The 22,577-nt window shown below is 70.9% G+C and carries 24 protein-coding genes; 12 read left to right on the top strand and 12 right to left on the bottom strand.

Translation table 11 applies throughout. The annotated features are described in order from the left end of the window. The first annotated feature begins 40 nt into the window (after nt 1–40). Entirely contained in the window at nt 41–1,201 is a 1,161-nt protein-coding gene (locus IEZ07_RS19350) for an FAD-dependent oxidoreductase (protein ID WP_191896022.1), read from the top strand. Between the two features lie 446 nt (nt 1,202–1,647). Here the strand turns inward: IEZ07_RS19350 and IEZ07_RS19345 are convergent, their stop codons facing one another. Then, complete coding sequence (locus IEZ07_RS19345) at nt 1,648–2,232, bottom strand: NUDIX domain-containing protein (protein ID WP_191896021.1); 585 nt, start codon at nt 2,230–2,232, stop codon at nt 1,648–1,650. Between the two features lie 598 nt (nt 2,233–2,830). Here IEZ07_RS19345 and IEZ07_RS19340 point away from each other — a divergent pair. After that, nucleotides 2,831–3,526: a hypothetical protein gene (locus tag IEZ07_RS19340; protein WP_191896020.1), complete on the top strand. Its 696-nt coding sequence runs from the start codon at nt 2,831–2,833 to the stop codon at nt 3,524–3,526. Between the two features lie 149 nt (nt 3,527–3,675). On the opposite strand, the gene IEZ07_RS19335 is transcribed toward IEZ07_RS19340, so the two are convergent. The 5 genes from IEZ07_RS19335 to IEZ07_RS19315 form a co-directional block, all read right to left on the bottom strand. Next, a complete protein-coding gene (locus IEZ07_RS19335; protein ID WP_191896019.1) occupies nt 3,676–4,602 on the bottom strand; it encodes an aminoglycoside phosphotransferase family protein in 927 nt (308 codons plus the stop codon). 312 nt (nt 4,603–4,914) lie between these two features. After that, nucleotides 4,915–5,148: a GNAT family N-acetyltransferase gene (locus IEZ07_RS36300; RefSeq protein WP_373868866.1), complete on the bottom strand. Its 234-nt coding sequence runs from the start codon at nt 5,146–5,148 to the stop codon at nt 4,915–4,917. Nucleotides 5,149–5,243: 95 nt separating this feature from the next. Then, nucleotides 5,244–5,480: a hypothetical protein gene (locus IEZ07_RS19325; RefSeq protein ID WP_191896017.1), complete on the bottom strand. Its 237-nt coding sequence runs from the start codon at nt 5,478–5,480 to the stop codon at nt 5,244–5,246. A 62-nt stretch (nt 5,481–5,542) separates the two neighbouring features. Next, nucleotides 5,543–6,310 (bottom strand): pirin family protein, encoded by a 768-nt coding sequence (locus IEZ07_RS19320; RefSeq protein ID WP_191896016.1) that lies wholly within the window; start codon nt 6,308–6,310, stop codon nt 5,543–5,545. A gap of 84 nt (nt 6,311–6,394) precedes the next feature. Beyond that, nucleotides 6,395–6,952: a YceI family protein gene (locus tag IEZ07_RS19315; RefSeq protein ID WP_191896015.1), complete on the bottom strand. Its 558-nt coding sequence runs from the start codon at nt 6,950–6,952 to the stop codon at nt 6,395–6,397. Between the two features lie 127 nt (nt 6,953–7,079). Between IEZ07_RS19315 and IEZ07_RS19310 the strand changes: the two genes are divergently transcribed. The 4 genes from IEZ07_RS19310 to IEZ07_RS19295 all read left to right on the top strand — a co-directional run bounded on the left by IEZ07_RS19310 (nt 7,080) and on the right by IEZ07_RS19295 (nt 10,819). Beyond that, entirely contained in the window at nt 7,080–7,529 is a 450-nt protein-coding gene (locus IEZ07_RS19310) for a MarR family winged helix-turn-helix transcriptional regulator (protein WP_191896014.1), read from the top strand. A gap of 428 nt (nt 7,530–7,957) precedes the next feature. Then, nucleotides 7,958–8,545, top strand: coding sequence for a hypothetical protein (locus IEZ07_RS19305; protein WP_191896013.1), 588 nt, complete (start codon nt 7,958–7,960; stop codon nt 8,543–8,545). Between the two features lie 179 nt (nt 8,546–8,724). Beyond that, nucleotides 8,725–9,231, top strand: a complete 507-nt coding sequence (locus IEZ07_RS19300; protein WP_204054477.1) for a signal peptidase II — start codon at nt 8,725–8,727, stop codon at nt 9,229–9,231. A 706-nt stretch (nt 9,232–9,937) separates the two neighbouring features. Then, nucleotides 9,938–10,819, top strand: a complete 882-nt coding sequence (locus IEZ07_RS19295; RefSeq protein ID WP_191896012.1) for a hypothetical protein — start codon at nt 9,938–9,940, stop codon at nt 10,817–10,819. A 114-nt stretch (nt 10,820–10,933) separates the two neighbouring features. On the opposite strand, the gene IEZ07_RS19290 is transcribed toward IEZ07_RS19295, so the two are convergent. The 3 genes from IEZ07_RS19290 to IEZ07_RS19280 form a co-directional block, all read right to left on the bottom strand. Continuing rightward, nucleotides 10,934–11,380 carry a hypothetical protein gene (locus IEZ07_RS19290; RefSeq protein WP_191896011.1) on the bottom strand — a complete coding sequence of 149 codons (447 nt, stop codon included), beginning with the start codon at nt 11,378–11,380 and terminating at the stop codon, nt 10,934–10,936. A 299-nt stretch (nt 11,381–11,679) separates the two neighbouring features. Next, nucleotides 11,680–12,366, bottom strand: coding sequence for a response regulator (locus tag IEZ07_RS19285; RefSeq protein ID WP_191896010.1), 687 nt, complete (start codon nt 12,364–12,366; stop codon nt 11,680–11,682). Beyond that, nucleotides 12,336–13,667: a sensor histidine kinase gene (locus IEZ07_RS19280; protein ID WP_239320279.1), complete on the bottom strand. Its 1,332-nt coding sequence runs from the start codon at nt 13,665–13,667 to the stop codon at nt 12,336–12,338. Before IEZ07_RS19280 ends, IEZ07_RS19285 begins: the two co-directional genes overlap by 31 nt. Before the next feature lie 261 nt (nt 13,668–13,928). Between IEZ07_RS19280 and IEZ07_RS19275 the strand changes: the two genes are divergently transcribed. After that, nucleotides 13,929–14,693 (top strand): ABC transporter ATP-binding protein, encoded by a 765-nt coding sequence (locus IEZ07_RS19275; RefSeq protein ID WP_191896009.1) that lies wholly within the window; start codon nt 13,929–13,931, stop codon nt 14,691–14,693. Nucleotides 14,694–14,696: 3 nt separating this feature from the next. After that, nucleotides 14,697–16,628, top strand: a complete 1,932-nt coding sequence (locus IEZ07_RS19270) for an FtsX-like permease family protein (protein WP_191896008.1) — start codon at nt 14,697–14,699, stop codon at nt 16,626–16,628. Nucleotides 16,629–16,694: 66 nt separating this feature from the next. On the opposite strand, the gene IEZ07_RS19265 is transcribed toward IEZ07_RS19270, so the two are convergent. Further along, nucleotides 16,695–17,381 carry a class I SAM-dependent methyltransferase gene (locus tag IEZ07_RS19265; protein ID WP_191896007.1) on the bottom strand — a complete coding sequence of 229 codons (687 nt, stop codon included), beginning with the start codon at nt 17,379–17,381 and terminating at the stop codon, nt 16,695–16,697. Nucleotides 17,382–18,128: 747 nt separating this feature from the next. Here IEZ07_RS19265 and IEZ07_RS19260 point away from each other — a divergent pair. The 4 genes from IEZ07_RS19260 (at nt 18,129) to IEZ07_RS19245 (ending at nt 21,490) form a co-directional block, all read left to right on the top strand. Then, nucleotides 18,129–18,890, top strand: coding sequence for an SDR family oxidoreductase (locus IEZ07_RS19260; RefSeq protein ID WP_191896006.1), 762 nt, complete (start codon nt 18,129–18,131; stop codon nt 18,888–18,890). Nucleotides 18,891–18,976: 86 nt separating this feature from the next. After that, nucleotides 18,977–19,858, top strand: coding sequence for a helix-turn-helix transcriptional regulator (locus IEZ07_RS19255; protein WP_191896005.1), 882 nt, complete (start codon nt 18,977–18,979; stop codon nt 19,856–19,858). A gap of 301 nt (nt 19,859–20,159) precedes the next feature. Beyond that, nucleotides 20,160–20,504: a response regulator transcription factor gene (locus IEZ07_RS19250; protein ID WP_204054478.1), complete on the top strand. Its 345-nt coding sequence runs from the start codon at nt 20,160–20,162 to the stop codon at nt 20,502–20,504. A gap of 743 nt (nt 20,505–21,247) precedes the next feature. Then, nucleotides 21,248–21,490: a helix-turn-helix domain-containing protein gene (locus IEZ07_RS19245; RefSeq protein WP_373868860.1), complete on the top strand. Its 243-nt coding sequence runs from the start codon at nt 21,248–21,250 to the stop codon at nt 21,488–21,490. Between the two features lie 420 nt (nt 21,491–21,910). Here the strand turns inward: IEZ07_RS19245 and IEZ07_RS36210 are convergent, their stop codons facing one another. Together IEZ07_RS36210 and IEZ07_RS19235 are read right to left on the bottom strand one after the other, a co-directional pair. Next, the gene (locus IEZ07_RS36210; protein ID WP_191896004.1) at nt 21,911–22,087 is read right to left on the bottom strand and encodes a hypothetical protein; all 177 of its coding nucleotides are present in this window, start codon (nt 22,085–22,087) and stop codon (nt 21,911–21,913) included. A gap of 131 nt (nt 22,088–22,218) precedes the next feature. Then, nucleotides 22,219–22,458, bottom strand: a complete 240-nt coding sequence (locus IEZ07_RS19235) for an ATP-binding protein (protein WP_191897862.1) — start codon at nt 22,456–22,458, stop codon at nt 22,219–22,221. Nucleotides 22,459–22,577: the final 119 nt, after the last annotated feature.

Raw genomic sequence — 22,577 nt, 5'->3', positions numbered from 1 at the left:
GTCGCAGGCCCTGACCACCACTGATCACAAGGAAACAGCCATGACTTCTCCCGCACCCCGCCACGCCCGTATCAGCGTCATCGGCGCCGGACCGGGCGGCCTGACCTGCGCCCGCATCCTGCAGCGGCACGGCCTGGCGGCCACCGTCTACGACCGCGACGCCGGCCCGGACGCCCGCGACCAGGGCGGCACCCTGGACCTGCGCGTCGACGACGGCCAGGTCGCGCTGCGCGAGGCCGGCCTGCTGGAGGCGTTCTTCGACCTGGCCCGCCCCGAAGGGCAGGAGATGCGCCAGATGAACCCCGACGGCCAGCTCCTGTTCCACCACGTCCCCGGCGACGGCGAACTGTTCAAGCCGGAGATCGACCGCGGCCGGCTGCGCACTCTCCTGCTGGACTCCCTCCAGCCGGGGACGGTGCAGTGGGGCCGCGCCCTCACCACGATCAGCGGGCCCGCCGACGGCCCCCGCCTGCTGCACTTCGCCGGTGGCTGCACCGTCGAGACCGACCTGGTCATCGGCGCCGACGGCGCCTTCTCCCGGGTCCGCCCCGCCGTCTCCCCGGCCGTCCCCCATTACAGCGGAGTGAGCTTCCTGGAGGCATGGTTCTCCGACGTCGACCAACGCCACCCCGACATCGCCGACCTCGTCGGCCAGGGCGGCGCCGCCGCGGCCGACGGTGAACGCGGCCTGTTCGCCCAGCGCAACGGCGGCGACCACATCCGCGTCTACATCATCCGGCGCACCCCCGCCGACTGGATCACCCAGAACGGGCTGACCATCAACGACACCGACGCCATCCGCGCCCTGCTCCTCAAGCAGTACGCACACTGGTCCCCCAGCCTGCGCCGCCTGATCAGCGACAACGACGGACCCTACGTCGACCGCCCCATCCACACCCTGCCCGCACCCCACACCTGGGCGCACAACCCGACCGTCACCCTCCTCGGCGACGCCGCCCACCTCATGCCCCCGCTCGGCGTCGGCGTCAACCTCGCCATGCTCGACGCCGCCGAACTCGCCCTCGCCCTCGCCGGCGCCCCCACCATCGACGACGCCATCCGCGCCTACGAGCACACCATGCTTCCCCGCTCCACCGAGATGGCCCAACTCCTGGAAGGCGGCGCCGAACACCTGCTGTCCGACGAACTCCCCGACTTCGCCCGCGACGACGACCTCCAAACCCTGCCGAGGAGAAGCTGAAACAGGTGCGCACCGCCGCCCAGCACCCTTGCCGCCCCGCCCGACCAGCGCGACCGGCCGCGCCCTGGCGAAGACTTACCGAAGATCAGCGAGGGGCAGCCGAGGTGAGGCGGACCTGTCCACACCGGGTCGCCGGGGCGGCTGGCGTGATGTGAGTCAGCTGATGATCGAAGCGGGAGAGCCTGCCGCGAGTTCGGCGTCCACGCAACACGGCCGCGGCGGCGCCGACCTCGCCCGGATGCTCCATGACCACGTTCGCACCTGAGACCACGATCGACGCTACGGCCCTGACCTGGCGTTCACCCTGTATCCGGCGGGCGTCGCGGTGCCGTCTCCGGCGGTGGGCCGGATCCTTCCCAAGCGGCACACGCACCTGGCCCTGTCGTGGGTGTGACCGGTGCTGCAGACGGCAAGGACGACCGGGCTGCCGTTTCGGAGGGAACGCCTCACGCGCCTGCCGGCCGCAAGCCACCCGCGAAGCGATGCTCTCCCCCGCCGTCGAGGCACGCCCGGAGTTTGCCGAGGAAGCGTTCCAGGCCTGGGTCATAGGCTCCGTCCGGCCAGGCGTGCCGGTCATCGATCGGCACCCACTGGACCGCGCCGAACTCGCGCCGATCCGGAGTGATCGGTGCGTTCCGGTCCGCGGAGTAGCAGAACCACAGGGTGACGTCGGTGTGACTGTGCCGCCCCCGCGTCCGGGTGACCGTCAGGAAGAACGGGGTGTCTCCGGTCTGCGGATGGAACGCAGGGCTGATCTGCAGTTCCTCCATCAGCTCACGGCACACCGCCGAGCGCGGGTCTTCGAGGTCGTCGACGTGCCCGCCGGGGAACAGCCACGCCTGGGCGAGCAGGTGGTCGACAATCATGATCGAACGGGTCGGATCGTCGATCAAGACGGCGTACACCGCCAGATGCCGGGGCGGGGTGGAGGGCTTTTCCAGGCGGAAGAGCTGCGCTCCGGAGTCGATCCACTCCAGCATCCACGCCTGGTGAGCCGCTTCCTGCGGATCGTACGGCTCGACGGCCGCCACCAGGTCACGAACCGCGGCGCGGGCTGCGCTGCCTGTCGGCATCCTGTCGGCCTTCCTACTCGGAAACCACCGGCCGCAAGGGCCGATGAACGCTCGCCTTTGTCTGCGCCCGGCCTTCCAGGCGCCGCACGGATAGCGGTGGGCATGCGTACGGCGGCCACGGCCGGGACCGCGTTCGGGCCGCCCACTGCATACCGGCCCTGTGCAGCTACCGGCGCACCATCCATGGGCCATTCAGCCGCAGTGCCTCGTGAGCGCGGACTGCAGGGCGAACATGTTCATGATCGGTCCCCTGGAGCGTCGGGATGGAGTCGCCCCGGTCTCCCTCGCGAATTCACCATTTCGCCCGCATCGTAGGACAGTGCAGCGTAGGCAGGCACGCCGTTCTTCTTCCAAGGGGCCGGACGGCTGCTTGAGCTGACCGCTCTGCTGGTCGTTCACCTCACCTCGCGCGGGGATGGTCCCTCGTTCTTGGCGATGGCCTTCGACAGGCCATCGTGGCCGGACGTACCGCCCCCGATGGCGGAGCAGATCGCGTCAACGCGCTCACCGGGAAGAGACGCCCGCTATCTGCCCTATTGGGCATATGCTGCGACGCATGGTGCGACTTCGCCGGCTGCTGACCGCAGACCGCTCACCGGTCGGCCCGCCTGCGGATTTCCTGGCCAGCCGGTGGGAGCCCCGCACCGCCCGGACATTGCACACCACTGTGCTGGACGGCCACAGCGGCGACACCGTGATCCGTACCCAGGGCGTCGCGAACATCGCCGATGACCTCGAGATCGGCGTGATGACGACGGGAGACGGGCCGGTCCGCATGCTGCGGATCGGTTCTGAGATCTACCACCGGCTGCCCGAGGCCGAGCAGCGCAAGACCGGCAAGCGATGGATCTGGGCGAGAAGCCTGCCGGGATACACCCATCGCGAGTGGGGCCCGACCAGCGCCCTGATTCAGCGCAACGGGCAGATGCGCTCCTTCGCCCGGGAAGACCAGGACGGGGAGGAGCTGCGTCACTACACCTTCCTGCTGCGACCTCGCCACGATGAGGATCCGGTAGCCGCTGATCTGTATCAGTACCTGCGACTGCACGGCGCCGACCGGATGACCTGGGAGGTCTGGCTCACCGCAGACGACCGCGTGCGACGCGTCCGCTCCCATGCCACCACGCTGCGCAGCCAGCGCGCCCTGCACGGGCTCGTCTCGATGACCAGCGAGTACTGGGACTTCGATATCCCGGACGGGTTCACCCCACCGCCACCGGAAGACCTCCCGCCCCGGCCTTCGGCAGACTGACCCCAAGCATTGAGCCATTTTCATCCCCTGCCCGGCCGACGCGATCGGCAACGTCGACGTCCTGCTCTGCAGATGCTGAACGAGCCGCCGGTCATGTTCGGCGAGACCGACCGCCTCCGCGCACCCGTGCCGCCTCCGCAGGAGTCCGGTCACTCGCCGCGGCGCAGCAGCGTCAGGGCGATGGTGGCCTGGGCGGGATCGAGTGCGGTCTTGCCGTCTTCGACGTCCCACAGGGCGTTCTGCAGCACGCGGCCGAGGGTCCATCCGGCTGCCCGCCCCCGGTCGAGGCCGAGGACCTCGGTCAGCAGGTCGAAGCGGCGCAGCACCGCGCGCGCCACATCACCGGTGGCCTCCATCTCCTCCCACCGGTTGTCCAGCGCCGGCAGCAGCTCGAATCCCGGGTCACCCGCCAGCGGTTCGGGGTCGATGGCCAGCCAGGGTTCCCGCTCCCCTGCCAGGACGTTGTCGTAGTGCAGGTCCCAGTGCAACAGGCGATCACCGGCCTCGCCGATGAGTTCGGCCACCGCGGACGCGCAGGTGCGCACCAGCCGCTGCTCACCAGGATCAAGCAGCGCGGGCACAGCCCGCGGGACCTGGTCGAGCATGGCCGCGGCGACGTCGGACAACCGCCGCAACCCCTCCGGGGCGGGTAGCGACGTCAGGCGGGCCATCAGTTCGGCCAGGATCTGCACGGCCGCACCGTCGTCGGCCACCGCCGACAGGGGCCGGGTCGCATCCAGGCGTTCCAGCAGCTGCGTGCCGCTTTCCCCGTCGTAGTCGAGCAGGCGGACGATGCCGTCGCCTTTCCACGCCCGCAGCCCGGTGGCGGTGCCGGCGGTCTCCTCCCGGAGCTGTTGGAGCTTGAGGACCGCAGGTGCCCCGTCGCTCTGAAGCACGGGCAGGACCAGCGAGGCCATGCCGTATGCGACCGGGCCGTCGAGCAGCAGTCCCCAATGGTCCAGGAACTCGCCGCCGAGGCGGGGCAGATCATTGATCCACGCGCGCGCCTCGGCGCCGTTCGCGCCGTAAGACGCGGCGAACAGGTCAGGAACGTCGATGCGGGTCGACATGCTCATGGAAGACGTCTCCTTCGTGGGTCCAGGGTGAAGCCGCGACGAACGAAGGAGAGCGCAGAGGTGCCCGATCACCGGGCAGACGTCAAAGCATGCCCTCACCTTACCCGGAGGCGATCACATGCGGGAGGCCGATCACTCCACAGTTCGAGCCGGACATGCGCGGTGAGGTCCCGGGGCGTGGTGCAGACCAGGGCGTTGGGACCGGTCTCGATCCAGCCCTCGTGCCGTCCTTGCCATTCCTGGTCCCACGGGGCCGTCTCCCGGCCGTCGCCGGCCGCCTCGTCGATCACCAGACGGTCCGGTCGGGTTCACTCATGGGGGTGACTGTATGCCGCTGCTGTGCGACCACCGGGGAGTGCCAGGGCCGGGCGTGTCCGCCGGCAGAGTACCGTTCCCGGCGCGGGCCGCCTCCAGCACACCGCGTGCCAGGGCCGAGCCCGGACCGCGGCCTTCGGAGCGGGGGTCGATCTCGGTGTGCAGCAGCGACAGCCCTGCCCTGGCGCGCGTGTAGGTCACGGACCCGGCCGGCTCCTCATCCGGGAGGATCTCGAACCGGCCGGCCCGGGGGTCGTCGACGATGCGGGGTGCGTCTGCTGCTCCATGGTGTGCTCCCTGTGGTCGGTGATGGCACGCGGCCGCCTTCAGGCGGCCTGTCCCTCCGGGGCGGCGGGTACGGCGGGCAGGAGGAGGGCCTCCAGGGGGTGGCGGCTACGCGGGGCGCGCTCGCGGGCGGCCTCCAGGAGCGCGTGCAGCCGTGCCTCGGCCAGGGTGTGGGTGGCATCGAGGCCGCGGGGGCTCCACCGCTCGGCCAGCAGCGGGTGCACCGGTACCGAGGTCGTCGCGGTCTTGCCCGCGTACTGAATCGGGGTCGTGGTCATGTTCGCGGTCCTGCTCGTCGTCGTGAGGGCGGGTGGCGTGTGCCGGAGGCGGGCGGTGAGGGTCAGGCGGCGAGGGTGGCGTGCATCTCCCACACCAGGATCTCGGCCGGCTCGGCGGCGGTGATCTTCTGGCCGCCGGTGGCGGTGAAGCGCACCGCGTCGCCGGCGCCCAGCTCGCCCGCCCCCTCCAGCGTGACGGAGCCGCGCGGCACGAACAGGTGCAGGAACGGCGCCTCGGGCAGCTCGACGTGCTGTCCGGGCTGCAGGCGGGCGGCGTACAGCGCGGCGTAGCGGTTGTTGATCCGGATGGCCGCGGCGCCGTCGTGCTTGGCCATGCCGGAGGCGACCGGGACCAGGCCGCCGCCGAGCAGCTCGGCGTCGATCTCCAGCTGCTCGTAGCCGGGGGCGAGGCCGGCCTCGTCGGGCACCACCCACATCTGCACGAAGTGCACCGGCTCGTCGTGCACGTCACCGGCCAGGCGCCAGGAGTCGTTCTTCTCCGAGTGCAGGATGCCGGTGCCGGCGCTCATCCGCTGGGCCAGGCCCGGGTAGATGACGCCGTTGTGGCCCTCGGAGTCCTGGTGGACCAGGGAGCCCTGCAGCACCCAGGTGACGATCTCCATGTTCCGGTGCGGGTGGGTGTCGAAGCCGGTGCCCGCATGCACGGTGTCGTCGTTGTTGACCAGCAGCAGCCCGTGGTGGGTGTTGGCCGCATCGTGGTGGTGGCCGAAGGAGAACGAGTGCTTGGAGTCCAGCCAGCCGATCTCGGTGGCGAAGCGCTCGCCGGCGCGGCGGACGTCGATGCGGGGCGCGAGGGACAGGGTGGTCATGTCGGGTTCCTTTCGAAAGGGTGTTCCGAGACGGTGGCGGGACGGCGGCCGGGGACCGGCGGCGCCGGCGAAGGCCGGGTCTCGTCAGGCGTTCTTGACGGCGGAGACCTCGAACTCCAGCACGATCTTGTCGCTGACCAGGAAACCGCCGGTCTCCAGTGCGGCGTTCCAGGTCACGCCGTAGTCCTTGCGGTTGATCGCCACCGATCCCTCGAAGCCGAGCCGGGTGTTGCCGAACGGGTCGGCGGAGGCGCCCTCGAAGGCGAACGGGATGGTGATCGTGTTGGTGACGCCCCTGATGGTCAGGTCGCCGGTGAGGTCGAAGCTCGCCTCGCCGGTCATCCGGAAGGCGGTGGAGGCGAACGTGATCTGCGGGTGGGCCTCCATGGCCAGGAAGTCGTTGCTGCGCAGGTGCTCGTCGCGCTGGTCGTTGCGGGTGTTGATGCCGGCGGCCTGGATGGTCACGGTCACGGCGGTGGCGGCCGGGTCGGCGGCGTCGAAGACGACGGTGCCTTCGAAGTCGTCGAAGGCGCCGCGGACCTTGGTGACCATGGCGTGGCGGGCGGTGAAGCCGATCTGGGTGTGGACCGGGTCGATGGTGTAGGTGCCGGTCAGGTTGGTGTGGTCGGTGGTGATGGTCATGTCGGTTCTCCCCTGTGAGCGCGACGCCATACTTCATGACGTGTCATCTATGTCCTTCAACCTATATGACGCATCATTCATTCCGCAAACTGCATGACACATCATTAATCTGGGGTAGGATGAGCTCATGGACACCCCTTCCTGGCTCGATGACGACCAGCAGCGCGCCTGGCGGGCCTACCTGCGCATGCAGGCGCGGTTGAGCGCCGAGCTGAACCGGCGGCTGCAGGCGGCCTCCGGCCTGTCCCTGGCCGACTACGACGTGCTGGTCCACCTCACCGACGCCCCCGATGGGCGGCTGCGCCCGTATGAACTGCAGCGCGCCCTCGAATGGGAGCAGAGCCGCCTGTCGCACCACCTGAGCCGGATGCAGCGCCGCGGCCTGGTCGAACGCCAAGAATGCGCCGACGACGGCCGGGGAGCCTTCATCGTGCTCACCGCAACCGGACGCCAGGCGATCACCGACGCCGCCCCCGGCCATGTCCAGGCCGTCCGGGACCTGTTCTTCGACGCCCTCGACCCCGACCAGGTCGACGTCCTGCGTCACCTGGCCGACCGGGTCCTGGCCCGGCTGTGAGCGTTCGTCCATTCCCACCTGAGCGGCTACGGCACCTGCACCTCCGCCCTGGCCGAAGACCGGCGCCACGACATCATCCGCAAGACCAGGAACGGCCTGGAAGCAGCCCGCAGACGAGGCGGGACCGACGGTCGGCGTCCTGTGGTCGACGACGACAAGCGCGCCGCGATCCTCGCTCGCCGTGAACGCGGAGGATCCACCCGCGCCCTCGCCGTCGGCGTCCGCTCCGGCGCAGCGCCGCGGGGATCTGCGCCCGGGTCCGGACTCGGCCCGCCTGCGGGGTCGGGGCCTTGGCCGGGACCGCACGGGATGGAAGATCCGTCGAGGGGAACCGGCGCGGGGGCGAACGCGTTGGGCGGGCAGGAAGTGATCATCGTGCCTGTCACCCGATCAGTCACCGGGGGACCCTGAGATTCAGCGGACACTCCGTGATCGCTCTGCTCGCCGGCGGGTTCGTTCTCGTCCTCTTCCTGTTCGAAGGGCTCTGGCAATGGATCGTCTCCCGCGTCCTGTCCCCGATCCTGTCCTGGATCCGGCGTGGGATGCGGTGGCTGGCCGAGGCCTGTTTCGGGCCGCCGATCCGACGGTCGGACGGATCGGTGATGGCCGAGGGATGGTTCGAGCAGCTTCCGTCCGCCTCCGTCTCCGCCCTCTCCGACGTCGGAGTGTCGCGTCGGGGATTCCTGACCGTGTCGGAGGAGCAGGTCGTGTTCTCGATCGACAGGGAGGCCGGGATGAACCGCCGTACGGTGCCGCTGAGAGGAGCGGAGATCACGCTCCCCGGACGCGGGAACGAGGATTCACCGGTGGACGTCCTGGTGGTCACCCGCGATGACAGACGCTACCGGTTGAGCTTCCACTTCCCAGCCGGAGTCCGGCTCTTCCTCGCGTCGGCGTCCCGCCATGCGAGCCATGCCGGATTCAGCACCGAAAAGGTAATTCATACATTTTCAAGAATATTCGCGCTGTTTTCGTGTACCGCGAGCGCCCCGAGGCCAGGTGGGCGCTCGCCCTGATCGTCTTGGAATCTTCTCCGGTACACGGGAGTAAGGGACGGGTCGTCATCGCCGTATCCACCAGCAGGCCGGTATCGCTAGATTTGCTGCGCTCGATCCCACGATCGCAAGGTAGGTAAGGCATGCCGGACGAACGAAGTGCGCGCGCAGCGCGACGAGGAATGCGGCCGTACGGGTGGATGCTCGTGCTGGCCGTCATGGTTCTTCTCGTCGACCAGGCCTCCAAGTTCTGGGCGATCTCGGCGCTGGCCGACGGCGGGCGCCTCTCGGTGATCCCGGGGGTGATTCAGCTGCGGTTGTTGTTCAACCCGGGTGCCGCCTTCTCGATCGGCGAGGGAGCGACGTGGGTGTTCACCCTGGCTGCGGCCGCGGCCGTGGCCGGCATCGCGCATGTCGGGCGGCGGCTGCGCTCGACGGCCTGGACCGTGGCGTTGGGTGCGCTGCTAGGCGGTGCCGCCTCTCACCTGCTGGACCGCCTGTTTCGCCCGCCCGGCTTCGCCCGGGGCCATGTCGTCGACTTCATCGACTACGGGGGGCTGTTCGTCGGCAACCTCGCTGACATCGCCCTCACCGGAAGCTGTGCCTTCGTGGTGCTGCTCAGCGCGCGGGGCATCTCCCTCGACGGCACGCCGGACCGGGGCATGGACGCCCCCACCCCCTCCGGGGGCACTGCGACCAGCATCTGAGCCGACGGCATGGTCGAGAGCACCGGGATTGAGGAACCCGGGAGCAGCGGTTGGCACTGAGAACGATCATGCTGCGGGAGGCGGTGCCGGAGGCTCTGCCGGTGGAGGCGTTCGCGGCGAGCAACACGGTCACTCTGGCGGTGGCCAATGAGCCGGCCGCGGGCACGATCGAGACGGTGCTGGCCGAGTCGGACCTGAAGCTGGGCGTGGAGGCCTTGGCGGGAGCGCCGGCCCAGCAGGCGAACCCGTTCGCGGACGCGTCACCGGTGCGGGTCCGCCACCCGCTGGCGGCCGACGACACCGATGAGACGCCGTGGCTGACAGGCCTGGTGGCGAGCAGCGCCTCGATCTCCTTCAGGGTCAGCGCTCCTTCAGGGTCAGCGGCAGACGCCGGGCCGCCCGGTCGCCGTTCAGCGATCCGGCCTCCCGGATGGGCACCAGGAGGCCGGCCTGGGACGTGGATGGACTGGCGGGGATCCAGCTCTCGTACTCCTACAGCTCGCCGGCCGGGCTCGGTGCCCGGTTGCCCGCTTTCATCGACGCGCTCACCTGGGCACTGCCCGCCCGGCTGGCCCCGCCTCTTCGCCGCTCTTCCTCGGCCTGGAGATCACGGCGGCCTGCGACAGGACAAGATGAGTACGCGTACTCAGCCGGAGCCGGGTACGCATGTTCCCATCCATGCCACCTCCTGCCTGATTATTCCCATATGAGAACAATGACGTCCTGGGCCGTCACCGGCCGGGGCACCCTGATCGGCACCGTCGTCGGGGCGGTGGAGGGTGCGATCTGGTGGCACGCCGAGGGCATCGCCGTCATCCACCTGTTCCTGATACTGCTCGTGCCTGTGCCATTGGGCGCGATGCTGGCCGTACGCGCCCGGCTGCCCCGCTGGTGGGTGACGGCGCTGGCAGGGCCGCTCGCCTTCGCGGCCCTGGTGCAGGCGCTGGACGCGCTCATTCCCAGCCACTCCGCTCCCGAGCTGCCCGAGGCGTTCCACGTGCTCCCGTTCGTCCTCGCCGGGGTGATCGGTTACGCGGCGGTGGCCCGGATCGCCGCGAGTCACGGTCCGCGGTGGCCGAGGATCGCGGCGGCCGTGGCGCTCTCCGTCCTCGTCGCCGTCATCCTCCAGGGACGGGCCGCGATCGCCGACTGGCACAAGGAGCGGGCGATAGCAGGCCTGGATCTCACCGTCCTCGGCCTCGGCGCGCACACCTACCAGTCCAACGGGTCCGTCGTCTGGCAGGACCTCCAAGGGGGAGACCTGCCCGCCGGTCTGAGCATGTGGTACGAACTCCGCAACACCGCTGGAACCGTCGATATCCGATCCATCGACGTCACGCTCGTTCCCGCGTCCTGGGGCAGCGCGGAGGAGCTGTGCACGCGGCCGTCCGCCGCCGCATCCCGCCGGACCTGCCGCCCGCTTCCCGGGAACCTGTGGCTACGCGCCGACGAGTACGGGCCGGTCTCGGTGACCGCCCAGCGGCAGGAGACGTTGATCGAGGTCAGCGCCCCGTCCGAGGCCGAGGCACGTGCGGCCCTCGCCGACCTGCGCCCGGTGACCGCGCAGACCGTGGCGAGCTACCGCTGACCACCGGAACTCACCAGCGGAGCTCACGAAGCCGAGCGCACCAGCGGCCGGACGATGCCTCCCGGCCGCCCGCCGCCTACCGGGTCCAAGACCCGCCGGCGTTGGCGAGAAGGGTCACCGCGAAGCCTCCCCTCCAGGCCGGGCCCGCCTCCGTCGGGAAACGACCGCCCCGGCCACCCCTGCGACCAGCAGGGCGATGCCGAGGTGAAGGACCGGGTTGACGAACGCGGGCACCAGGTCGACGACCCGGCCGCTCTCGTCCTGGCACACGGGATGCCGCAACGGCCACCAGGTACTCGACGGCCTGGGCGCGGAGTCGTACCTCTCCAACGCGCACAGATCCGTGTAACCGGAGGCGTAGAAGAAGCCGCCCGACCACATTCCGGAGGTGTACACGGCCAGCGCGCCGAGCAGGCCGGCGCCGCCCAGTTCCCCCCAGGGCACGGTCTCCCTCCATGCCATGGTGATGACGATGTGCACGACCAGAGCGACAGCCGCGATCCCTAACACCGGCGAGGAGAGCGAGATGACGAACAGGGCGAGGAAGAGCGCTTCAGGCATGATGATCACCACGGTACCGGCACCGTTCCCGGGGCAGACAGTTGTTCCAGCTGATCCTGCAGCTGGACAATCCGCGCATCAGCGTCGAGGTCACGCTCTCCGCCGATTCGGTCGCCGTTCGGCCGCAGTGAGAGCCACCGAAGCCCTCGGCGCGCACACGGCCCGAACCCAGGCTTGATCCTTCACTCCGCTGCCTGGCGGCTGGGGACATGTTCGGGGGCGGAGGGCTGTCACGGCGCGGCGGCCGGTCGATGTCTTCGGGAGCACTGGGCCATCCGGCAGGAGTCACTACAGCGGGATCAACGAGGTTCCGGGTTTGCGGGTCGGCCGCGGAGATAGGCCAGGACGGCGAGGACTCTGCGGTGGGTGTCCTCGGTCTGGGGAAGGTCGAGCTTGGCGAGGATACTGCGGACGTGCTTGCCCACGGTCGCGTCCGTGACGACCAGCCGCCGGGCGATGGCGGCGTTGGAGTGGCCTTCGGCGATGAGCGTGAGCACCTCGTGCTCGCGCGGGGAGAGCTCTGCGAGCGGATCTCGTCGCCGGGTGATGAGCTGGCGGATGACCTGCGGGTCCACCACCGTGCCGCCGCCCAGCACCTGGCGCAGCGCGGCGACGAAGTCGGCGACGTCGACCACCCGGTCCTTGAGCAGGTAGCCGACCCGGCGGCCGGCGCCGGAGTCCAGCAGGTCGGCGGCGTAGCTCAGCTCGACGTACTGGCTGAGCGCCACCACCGCCAGGTCCGGATCGGCGTGGCGCAGCTCCACAGCCGCCCGCAGGCCCTCGTCGGAGAAGTCCGGCGGCATCCGGATATCAGTGATCACCAGATCGGGGCGGTGCTCGGCGACGGCCGCGCGCAGGGCCGCGGCGTCGCCCACGGCGGCCACGACGTCGAAGGCGAACCGGGACAGCAGGCCCGCCAGGCCCTCCCGCAGGAGGACGCCGTCCTCGGCGAGGACTACCCGGACAGCGGTCGGTTCAGATCGCACGGAAGCTCCACACGTACACAGGTCGGGCCACCGGCCGGGCTCGACACCAGCAGTCTGCCGTCGATCACCGCCACCCGGTCGGCCAGCCCGGTCAGTCCGGTGCCGCGGCCGGGATCGGCGCCGCCGGCACCGCCATCGACGATCTCCAGGGTGAGGACGCCGTCGTCCCAGTGCGCAGCCACTCCGGCCCGATCGGCACCGCTGTGCTTGGCGGCGTTGGTGAGCGCCTCAGCGGCGGCGAAGTAGGCCGTGCTCTCGACGTGGCGGGGCGGCCGTCCGGGCAGGTCGGCCGCGACGGTGACCGCCAGGGGGGACCGGTCGGCCAGTTCGCCCAGCGCCGCCGCCAGTCCCCGATCGGTGAGCACGCGGGGATGGATGCCGTGCACCAGTTCCCGCAGCTCGGTCATGAGCTGCTTGGCCTCATGGTGGGCGTCGGCCACACTGACGGCGGCCGCAGATCCGGGCGGCAGGTCCACCCGGGCCAGCCCGAGCTTCATGGTGAGCGAGAGCAGCCGTTGCTGGGCGCCGTCGTGCAGGTCGCGTTCGATGCGGCGGCGTTCGGCCTCGAACGCGTCGACCAGCCGCGCCCGCGAGCGCGCGACCTCGACGAGTTCGGCTTGGAGCCGTTCGCCGGATCCGCGCTGGAGCAGCGCCCGGGCGAGCGCGGCCTGCGCACCGGCGGTCAGCGCCAGCAGGTACGGAACGGCGGGCAGCAGCACGAGCGCGGCCAACGCGTACGGCAGCGCGGCCGCCGGGGCTGCGACCTTCACCAGACCCAGCGCCATCGGGCCGTCGCCGCCCAGCAGGATCAGCGGGGCGGCGATGGCGCAGAGCTGCAAGACCAGCGCAGACGACAGCACCGCGTAAAGGATGGGGGTGGTGGCGGCCAGCAGCAGGAAGTAGCCGAGTTCGCGCCAGGTGACCGATTCGGTATAGCGGGTGCGAAGCCACGGCACGACGCCCCGGCCCGGCGGCCGCCGATGGCCCGAACCCGTCGAGCGGAGATCCACCAGGCGCAGCCGGCGCCGCTCCAGCCTGGCCAGCGGGATGGTCGCCATCGGTCCGAGCCCGGCGACCAGCAGGCCGCTGAGGACGACGAGGAACGCCCTCTCGCTGGAGGTGGCGTCCGGCGCGACGGCCCGAAGCAGCGGCAGACTGAGCAGCACCAGCGGCAGGCCCGCCGTGAGCACGACCGGCACGGTCGACAGCAGGTAGCCGGCGGCGCGCCAGGGCCAGGCGGTCAGCAGGAACCCGCGGCGTCCCATCGCGGCCAGCGGAGTGGGCGGCGGATCGTTCGGCACAGGCGTACGCTAGTCGACCCCGCGACCCGCTCCGGCACCGAGGTAGTGCTGGGCATACCTTCATGTTGGTGGATCACCGTGATGCGGGCGCCGGTGCCGCGGTGGTGGGATCCCAGACATGAGACGAAGGCTTCCCGTACGCGTCACCGCTCTCCCGGCGGTCCTTGCCGATGCGGCATCGGCCGACGGCTTGGTGGACGCGGCGTCCGGTCCCCCGCGGACTCCTGCGCAGGCGAGCGGCATCGGCCTGGAGGTCGTGCGATGAGGGCTCCCGCCGCCGCGGGGCCGCACGCGGGCGTCCCGGCCGCACCCGTGCAGCTGTACCAGGTGAGCAGGCACTACGGGGCCGGTGAGACGCAGGTGCACGCGCTGGCCGACGTCAGTGTGACCTTCCCGGCCGGTTCCTGGACTGCCGTGATGGGCCCGTCAGGGTCGGGAAAATCCACCCTGCTGCACTGCGCCGCGGGCCTGGATCGGGTGACCGCCGGTCGCGTCCTGCTGGCCGGGCAGGACATCACCCACGCCACCGACGCGGAACTGACAAGGCTGCGGCGCCGCGCCGTGGGGTTCGTCTTCCAGAACTTCAACCTGATCGGTTCGCTGACCGCCGAGCAGAACGTCGCACTCCCGTTGCGGCTGGCCGGGGCCCGGCCGTCGCGCCGTGATGTGCAGACCGCGTTGGCCGATGTGGGACTGGCCGACCGAGGGCGGCATCGACCGCGGGAGCTGTCGGGCGGGCAGCAGCAGCGGGTGGCGATCGCCCGCGCGATGGTGACGCGGCCCTCGGTGCTGTTCGCCGACGAACCCACCGGAGCCCTGGACACCGGGTCGGCCCGCACGGTCCTGCGGCTGCTGCGCCGTATGGTCGACGCCGCCGGGCAGACCGTCGTCATGGTCACCCACGACCCGGTCGCGGCGGCGAGCGCCGACGCGGTGGTGTTCCTGTCCGACGGCCGGATCGCCGACCGCCTGCTGCGTCCCTCCGCCGTCCAGGTGGCCGAACGGCTCACCCGGCTGGAGGGCTGACCCATGCTGCGCATCTCCGCCAGCACCGTTCGCGACCGCTGGCCGCTGTTCGCCGGAGCACTGCTGACGGTCGCACTCGGCGTGGCCCTGGTCCAGTCGTCGGTGCTCGTGCTGGTCTCCACGGGCGAGCCCGCGATCCCGCCGGGCACCTCCGGCCGGGTCGCCGAGCAGATCAGGGAGGGGTACGTCGGGGCCGCGACGCTGCTGGGCATGGCCACACCGCTGGCGATGTTCCTGGCGGTGTTCATCGTGGGCTCGACGTTCGCCTTCTCCGTCGAGCAGCGGCGCACGGAGCTGGCCCTGCTGCGGATGCTCGGCGGGAGCCGCCCTCAGCTGATCAGGCTGCTGCTGGGCGAGGCGTTCCTGCTGGGGCTGGCCGGCAGCGCCTTCGGGATCCTGCTGGGCGTGCCGGCCACCTGGATCCAGGCCCGGCTGCTGATCGGGATCGGGCTGCTTCCCGGCGACTTCTCCGCCCGCTGGTCCAACGGGATGCTGCTGCTGTCGCCGGCCGTGGGAATCGGCGTCGCGGTCTTCGGGGTGCTGTCGGCCTCCTACCGGGCGGCGCGGGTGCGCCCGTTGGACGCCCTGCGCAACGCCCCCCGTGCCACCCGCGTGATGACCCTCGGCCGCTGGCTGTGGGGGGTGTCCTCACTCGCGCTGACCGTAATGCTCGTTGTGGCAGGGCATGGAGCGGATCTGCTGGGCGCCCTGCTGGTCGCGATGGCGATCCCGGTCTTCGGATCGGTCGCCCTGAGCGCGTTGAGCCCGCTGGCCGTCCCACTGGTCGGCCGGCTGCTGGGGACGGTGCTGCGGACCAGCGCGCTCGGCGAACTGGCGCAGGCCAACCTGCGTGACGCGGTACGGCGCAGCGCCTCGACGGCCGCACCCGTCATCGTGCTGGTCGGCCTGCTGGTCGGCCTGACCGGCGCGCTGAACTCGCTGGCCCGCGCCACCGGCGCCGACCTCGAACGCAGCACCGCCGCCGACCTGGTGGTCGCATCGACCGGAGCAGCCGCAGCCCGCATCCCCCGGATCCCCGGCGTCGCCCTGGCCTCCCCGCAAAGCCAGGTGGAGATGTCGGTGACGGCCCGGCACCGCGTGGAGCACCGCTCCTACCGGCAGACCCACCATTCGGGGATCATCGCGGTCGACGGCGCCGCCTACCGGCGCACCCACCGCCTCACCCTGCGCTCGGGCTCCCTGGACGCCCTGCACGGCCGCACCGTCGCCATCGGCCCCGGGCTGGTCGGCGAAGGCGTCCGCGACGGCACGGTCACGGCACGGATCGGCCCCCACGGGTTCACCCTGCGCACCGTCGCGCGCCTGCCGGAAGTCCTGGAGAACGGCAGCGACAACTTCCTGGTACCGCGCGACCTCATCCCCACCGCGATGCTCGCCGACGCGCCGACCGAGACCCTGGTCCAGGTCGCCCCCGGCACATCACCGCACGCGGTCGCCGACCGGATCCGCGCCGCCGGAATCGGCGAGGTGCGCACCCTCCGCCAATGGGCCGACGCCCGGGTGCAGACCCAGCAGCGCGGCACCACCGGGATCATGGCCGTCCTGATGGGCATGTCCGGCCTGTACGCCGCGATCGCGGTGATCAACGCCGTCGTGATCGCCGCCGCAGAACGCCGCACCGAGTTCGCCGTCGCCCGCGCCACCGGGTTGAGCCGCAGCCAGGTCGTCCGGATGGCCGTCATCGAGTCCGCCGCGGTCACCCTGATCGGTCTGCTGCTGGGAACCCTGGTCGCCGCGGCTGCACTGGCGAGCTTCTATGCGGGTCCCGCAGGCGTGCACGTCCTCTCCGTACCCTGGCTCCTCCTCGGCCTGCTGATCATGGCCTCACTGGCCGTCACCGCCGCCGCCAGCGCCCTGACCGCTCTGACAGCGACCAGACCGTCTCCCACAGCCCTGGTCGCCGCCCGCGAGTGACCATCCGGCGGAGACCCGGCAAAGAACCCGACCGAGATCTGACACAGAAGGGCCCTGTCCGTCGACTCACCGAGCCGGCCGCGCGTTTCCCGCACACCGATCTCCGTGCCCGCAGGGGTCTGTTCGGTGAGCATGGACGACAGGGTGGACGCAGTGGGCCTTGTGCCGGGTGATTTTCCGGCCCAGGCCGCGCTCGACGTCCGGCGGGTCGAGCAGCGCCAGCGGGGACATCGCCGCCCGGACCTCCGTATCGAGGCACGCCTCCGGCCGCCGCCAGTAGGCGCCCGTGAAGCCGTCGGTGCAGTCCGCCGGGACGGGAACCGGGATCACCTCCACCCGCGCGCCCGCCCACTCCAACTCGTCCCGGACCGCGTCCAGGGTCGCCAGATCGCGCTCGCGCTCGGCGATCTGCGGGAAGTACTCCTCGACCAGCCAGAACCGCGAACTCACCGCCGGGTCCCAGGTGAGCACGGCCTGCCGCCGGGAGACCCGGCGCAGCTCCGAGAGCCCGGCCCGCAGGTCGGTCCAGTGGTGCACGGTCAGGATCGCCGTGGCCGCGTCGAACGCCCCGCCCCCCACGGGCAGGGCCTCGGCGATACCCTGCACGGCCGGAGCCGACCCCGGCGGACGCTGCGCGATCATCGTGGCCGACGGTTCCACCGCGACCACCCGTCGCCCGGAGGGCTCGTAGGAGCCGGCGCCCGCACCCACGTTGAGTACCGAGCGAGCCGGGCCGAGAGCCGATTCGATCATCGCCGCGATGCGCGGATCGGGCCGCCGCCGACGCGCGTACCCGTTGCCGAGAACCGCATACGGATCATCCGGCGCCGTCACGGGCGCCCTCCTCTGCGCTGACCGTGGAGCTCCTCGTGATCCACATCCTAAACGATCATCATCCGGTTCCGGGAAGGAGCTACCGCCGAGGGGCGGTTCAGCGGCAGCGGTCGAGGGCCTGCTCCCGCGCGAGGAGACATATTGGGTTCTGTCCAGTCAGACCCCTCCTATCAGCCCTTTCGGGCGTGCTTGGTCTGCCCCCATTAGCTGCGCCGAGCCGCAAAGCAGCTTCAAGCAAGGTCTCAGTTCCGGTGCGTAGCTATCACACAGGTTGACATACCTGTCGGTAGCGGACGTTCACTCTTTGATCGCAGCCCTCATTCATCGAGGATCGGTGATCGAGCAAAAGGGCTCGGGTGCGAAGTGAGCGGGAGCCGGACGAGCTGATCGACGCCTGGTCGCTGTGGACGGCGACTGGGAGCTTGTGGGTGACAAGAGGTGCAGCCCATGAGCCCAAAACCCGCAATGGCGTGATCTTGGATGCGGATTCCGGCGGACCGGGCCGTCCGGCCCAGGGTGGTACTGGCTCTCCCAGGGAACGGCGGGCGCTGGTTGGCCGTCTCCGCCGGACGCAGAGTGGTCGGCATCCGCCTACCGCACCGGCCCGCCGGAGTCACCGGGTCGGCCCACCGGAACCGGCCCACACAGCAGACCTAGGAGAACCCCATGAGCTATCCCTCACTCGCCACCCGCACCGCCGTCGTGACCGGAGCGGCCAGCGGCATGGGAGCAGCCACCGCTCGCCTGCTCGCCGCGGGCGGCGCCCGCGTCGCCCTGCTCGCCCGGCGCACCGACCGACTGGACGCGCTGGCCGCTGAACTCACCGCAGCCGGAGGCCAGGCCCTCGCCGTCACCGCCGACATCACCGACCAGTCCTCCGTCGACGCCGCGGCCAAGGCCGTCCACGATGCCTACGGCCTGGTCGACCTGGTGATCAACAATGCCGGTGTGATGTTGCCCAACCCCCTCACCGAGGGCCGGCTCGACGAGTGGACCCGCATGATCGACACCAACCTCACCGGCGCTCTGCGCGTCATCCGCGCGTTCGCCCCCGACCTCGCCGCGGCCGCCGCCGATGGCCGCACCGCCGACCTGGTCAACGTCTCCTCCATCGCCTCCCACGTCCTCTTCCCCGACTACGCCGTGTACGGGGCCACCAAGGCCGCCCTCACCCAGCTGTCCGCCGCACTGCGCACCGAACTGGGCCCCCGCGACGTCCGGGTCAGCACCATCGAACCGGGCCTGACCGACACCGAACTCAGCGGGCACATCGACAACGCGGAACTGCGCGGGCAGCTCGACGGGATGTTCACCACGATCCCCGCCCTCACCGCCGAGGACATCGCCGACCTCATCGCGTACACCGTCAGCCGTCGCCGGCACGTCAACCTGCGCCAGTCGATCGTCCTGCCGACCCGCCAGGCCTGACATTCCCCGGGTCGCCGACCGGTGGTGTGCTGCCTGGCACCGGCAGGGCCAGGCAGCACACCACCGCGATCGGCCACAATCGTCGTATGAGCACCGCGACCAGTCTGAGCGACTTCCTCCGGAACCGCCGCGCCCGCCTGCACCCGCAAGATGTGGCCCTACCGGATTTCGGCGGGACGCGCCGTGTCGCGGGCCTGCGCCGCGAGGAGATCGCCGAGCTCGCCGGCATGAGCGTCGATTACTACACCCGGATGGAACAGGGCCGCGTGTCCAACCCCTCGGACGCCGTGCTCGACGCCCTCGCCCGCGCACTGCGGCTGAACGACGACGAGACCCGCCACCTGCACCACCTGGCCCGACCGCGGCGCACCGCCCGCTCAGCGCGCCACCACCGGATCCGCCGGCAGAGCGCGCGGCCGATGCTGCGGCGGCTGCTGGAGGAATTGAAGGATGTACCGGCAGTGGTGATGGGCCGGCGCATGGACATCCTGGCCTGGAACCCGGCAGCGTGCGCCCTCTTCGGCGACTACGCCACCGTGGACCCGGCCGAGCGCAACATCGCCCGGATCACCTTCCTCGACCCGGCGTCCCGGGAACTGTACGCGGACTGGTCCTCCTGCGCCCGCGAGAACGTGGCCTACCTCCATCTGGAGGCAGGACGAAATCACTCCAGCGACCCGCAGCTGGCACACCTGATCGGGGAGCTGTCTATGAAGAGCGAGGACTTCCGCCGCCTGTGGGCGGAACATCCGGTCCAGGACAAGACCTCGGGCATCAAGAGGTTCCACCACCCGTTGGTCGGCGACCTGGAACTGACCTACGAAACCCTGCGCGCCGCCGACGACCCCGACCAGGCACTGATCACATACGCGGCCCAGCCGGGCACCTCCTCCCACGACTCCCTCCACATGCTGCTCGCATGGACCGCCCCCGCAGCCACCGGCTCTCATCAACCGACCGACTCCTGAACAAGATCACAAGACGGCGTCCTGGGGGTCGGACCGAGTAAGCGCCATAGACGCAACCTGCAGGCCAGCGGGCATCCGGCAGTTCATCACGGCCTGGAGGGAAGGCCCGCACCGGTCAAGATCAACGACTTTACGGGGCGTCGACGCCAACCTCGATGCGGCCTTCTCCGACTCCCCGGAGGCGGGGTTCCCGCCTTCACCTCCTGGAACGCGGCCTGCTCCGGGGTGCTCATCCAGGCGTAGGAACCAGCGAAAGGGGCAGTTACCGGCAGGGGAAACGGGCATGTTTCGGGGGGTGGTCATGCCTGCGGTTCTCATCGCCGAAGACGACCCCGACATCCGCGACCTGATCGCCTTCCGGCTGCAGAAGGACGGCCATGCGGTGCGGGCCGTCGGCGACGGCCTGCAGGCCCTGACCGCGGCCCGGGACCAGCGGCCCGACCTGGTGATCCTGGACTGGATGATGCCCGGCATGGCCGGGCCGGAGGTGTGCCGCCACCTGCGGACGATGCCCGGCATGGACGGCGTGGCGGTGCTCCTGCTGACCGCCAAGGCTGGGGAGGCCGACGTGGAGGAGGGCTTTCGCGCGGGCGCCGACGACTACATGACCAAACCGTTCAGCCCCGTGAGCTCACCACCCGCGTGAACGCGCTGCTGGGCCGGCGCGTGCACGCCGGACCCGCCGGCACCGGCGAGGCGTTGTCCGCGGAGTGATCGGCCTGCCCGGTGATCGATCGGCCGGCACCAGGAGGGGCGGCGTCGTAGACGGAGACGGGCTGCAGGTTCAGGCGCAGTCCGCCGTGGGCGTCGACGCGGTCGGCGTCCAGCAGGATGCCGGCCCGGCGGCGGATGCGCCCGGCCCGGCACCGTTCCGGCGACGTCGATGCACTGACCGGACGCGGAGACGTACACCGGGCCGGCGTAGTACTTGTACTGCCCGGTGTCGGTGTCCTCGCCGCTGCCGTCGCCTCTGGAGATCGTGACCCTCTTCCAGCTCGCGGTGTCGGCGTAGGCGCCGTAGCCGTAGGTCAGGGCGCAGTTCTTGCCGGCGCTGGAGCTGTAGTACACCTCCAGCGTGCCCGTGCGGGTCCCGTCTCCGCCGGAGATGGCATAGACGCCGACCCGGGAGGTAGCTGCTGCCGCAGGGCCCGGCGGCGGCGACCGGGGCGGCGCTCACCGCCAACATGTGGTGGTTCGCGGAGCCGTTCGTCAGCCGGTGAGCGCGGCCGCGATGGCGGGGCCGAACGCGGCACCCAGCAGGTAGCAGAGGTTGAACAGGCCCATGGCCGTCGCCCACGCCCTGTCGGGCACCGCCGCGGTGGCGCGCGCCGCGAACGCGCCCTGCCCGGAGGCGTCGGTGCGTCGGTTGGTGTTGTCCGACAGGAACTGGTGGATCAGAAGGCGGCCGGAGAGTCCGTCGTGGCCGCCCGGCCGACGGCTGCCGACCCTCTGGAGCGGCTCACACCGCAGGAACTCCAGGTGGTACGGCTGGCGAGGGACGGCGGCACGAGCAGGGAGATCGCCGCCCAGTTGTTCCTGAGCCCACGCACCGTGGAGCACCACCTGTACCGGGCCTACCGCAAGCTCGGCATCCGCTCCCGTCGCGAGCTGACCCGCCTCGGCCTTGCTTGAGGCTCAAGGGGGCGTTTCGGCACTCGATCGCAGAGACCGCGGCAGGGGCAGCGCGTCTGCCCGACAATCGATCGATCAGTGAACACGGGAACCTCCTCGATCTTGTCCGTCGCCCGGGCAGTCCGCGTGGGCGAACGGGGCGTGATCGCATCCGTCGGAGATCCCGCCCGGCCTTCATTCGGTCTGCCCGGCGCCCGGGCGCCGGGCAGTGCGGCCTGGACGAGATCGTGGGCGTGCCGCAGGTCCTCGCAGAGACGGCGCCCGACCGGGGTCAGGCTCACTCGGCGGCTGGTGCGGTCGAACAGGGGGTGCCGATGCGCCGCTCCAGCTTCTGGACGACCTGGCTGACGCGCGCCTGGGACAGGTGCAGCCAGTCGGCGGTACGGCCGATCGGTGCCCGAGCCGGGCGTCCGCGCTTACCTACGGGACCTGCCCGAGGCCGAGTTGCACCTGTTCGACACCGGCCACTTCGCCCTCGAAACCCACCTGCCGGAGATCGCCCCGCTCATCGCCGACTTCGTGGCCGCGCCTGGACCGCGGGATGAGCAGAGCGGCGGCCGGACTGGCGGTGCTGTTCACCGCGGCGCTGACCACCATCCGGCCACCAGGAGACCGAGCGGAGCTTCTTCTTTCCGCTTCACAGGGCTGGTGACGCCCCCGCGGCTCATTCCGGCCGCGGCCATCCCGGCGGCAGGAGCAAAGAGCCGGTGACGGCTGGGGCGGCCGATTCACTGTGGGGCCAGCGGGTCTGCCGGCAGCCGGACGGTGAAGACGGTACCGCCGCCCTCGCGCGGGGCCGCGGTGATGGCGCCGGCGTGCGCCTCGACGATGGCCCTGGTGATGGCCAGGCCCAGCCCGGTGCCCTTGATCCCGGCCGCCCGCGCGGTGGAGGCGCGGAAGAACCGGGTGAACAGCTGGTCGTACTGCTCGGCCGGGATGCCGATGCCGGTGTCGGCCACCGTCACCACGACCGCTGCGGCCCGCTCCTGCCCGCTCCTGCCCGTCCTGCCCGTCCTCCCCTGCGCCGGTGCCGGTGTCGTGGCCGGCGGTGACGGTGACCGTGCCGCCGCCGGGCGTGTACTTGACC

It is taken from the genome of Planomonospora parontospora, assembly GCA_014647935.1.
Lineage (GTDB): Bacteria > Actinomycetota > Actinomycetes > Streptosporangiales > Streptosporangiaceae > Planomonospora > Planomonospora parontospora.
This window is presented reverse-complemented; position numbering and strand designations above follow the sequence as displayed.

What these genes read in the sequence shown, in the direction of transcription:
- IEZ07_RS19325 (WP_191896017.1), bottom strand. Translation starts at nt 5,480, where the DNA reads ATGACCACGACCCCGATTCAGTACGCGGGCAAGACCGCGACGACCTCG.
- IEZ07_RS19290 (WP_191896011.1), bottom strand. Translation starts at nt 11,380, where the DNA reads ATGCCTGAAGCGCTCTTCCTCGCCCTGTTCGTCATCTCGCTCTCCTCG.
- IEZ07_RS19295 (WP_191896012.1), top strand. Translation starts at nt 9,938, where the DNA reads ATGAGAACAATGACGTCCTGGGCCGTCACCGGCCGGGGCACCCTGATC.
- IEZ07_RS19265 (WP_191896007.1), bottom strand. Translation starts at nt 17,381, where the DNA reads ATGATCGAATCGGCTCTCGGCCCGGCTCGCTCGGTACTCAACGTGGGT.
- IEZ07_RS19320 (WP_191896016.1), bottom strand. Translation starts at nt 6,310, where the DNA reads ATGACCACCCTGTCCCTCGCGCCCCGCATCGACGTCCGCCGCGCCGGC.
- IEZ07_RS19335 (WP_191896019.1), bottom strand. Translation starts at nt 4,602, where the DNA reads ATGAGCATGTCGACCCGCATCGACGTTCCTGACCTGTTCGCCGCGTCT.
- IEZ07_RS19300 (WP_204054477.1), top strand. Translation starts at nt 8,725, where the DNA reads ATGCTCGTGCTGGCCGTCATGGTTCTTCTCGTCGACCAGGCCTCCAAG.
- IEZ07_RS19315 (WP_191896015.1), bottom strand. Translation starts at nt 6,952, where the DNA reads ATGACCATCACCACCGACCACACCAACCTGACCGGCACCTACACCATC.
- IEZ07_RS19255 (WP_191896005.1), top strand. Translation starts at nt 18,977, where the DNA reads ATGAGCACCGCGACCAGTCTGAGCGACTTCCTCCGGAACCGCCGCGCC.
- IEZ07_RS19275 (WP_191896009.1), top strand. Translation starts at nt 13,929, where the DNA reads ATGAGGGCTCCCGCCGCCGCGGGGCCGCACGCGGGCGTCCCGGCCGCA.
- IEZ07_RS36210 (WP_191896004.1), bottom strand. Translation starts at nt 22,087, where the DNA reads ATGGTGGTCAGCGCCGCGGTGAACAGCACCGCCAGTCCGGCCGCCGCT.
- IEZ07_RS19350 (WP_191896022.1), top strand. Translation starts at nt 41, where the DNA reads ATGACTTCTCCCGCACCCCGCCACGCCCGTATCAGCGTCATCGGCGCC.
- IEZ07_RS19310 (WP_191896014.1), top strand. Translation starts at nt 7,080, where the DNA reads ATGGACACCCCTTCCTGGCTCGATGACGACCAGCAGCGCGCCTGGCGG.
- IEZ07_RS19250 (WP_204054478.1), top strand. Translation starts at nt 20,160, where the DNA reads ATGCCTGCGGTTCTCATCGCCGAAGACGACCCCGACATCCGCGACCTG.
- IEZ07_RS19260 (WP_191896006.1), top strand. Translation starts at nt 18,129, where the DNA reads ATGAGCTATCCCTCACTCGCCACCCGCACCGCCGTCGTGACCGGAGCG.
- IEZ07_RS19270 (WP_191896008.1), top strand. Translation starts at nt 14,697, where the DNA reads ATGCTGCGCATCTCCGCCAGCACCGTTCGCGACCGCTGGCCGCTGTTC.
- IEZ07_RS19340 (WP_191896020.1), top strand. Translation starts at nt 2,831, where the DNA reads ATGGTGCGACTTCGCCGGCTGCTGACCGCAGACCGCTCACCGGTCGGC.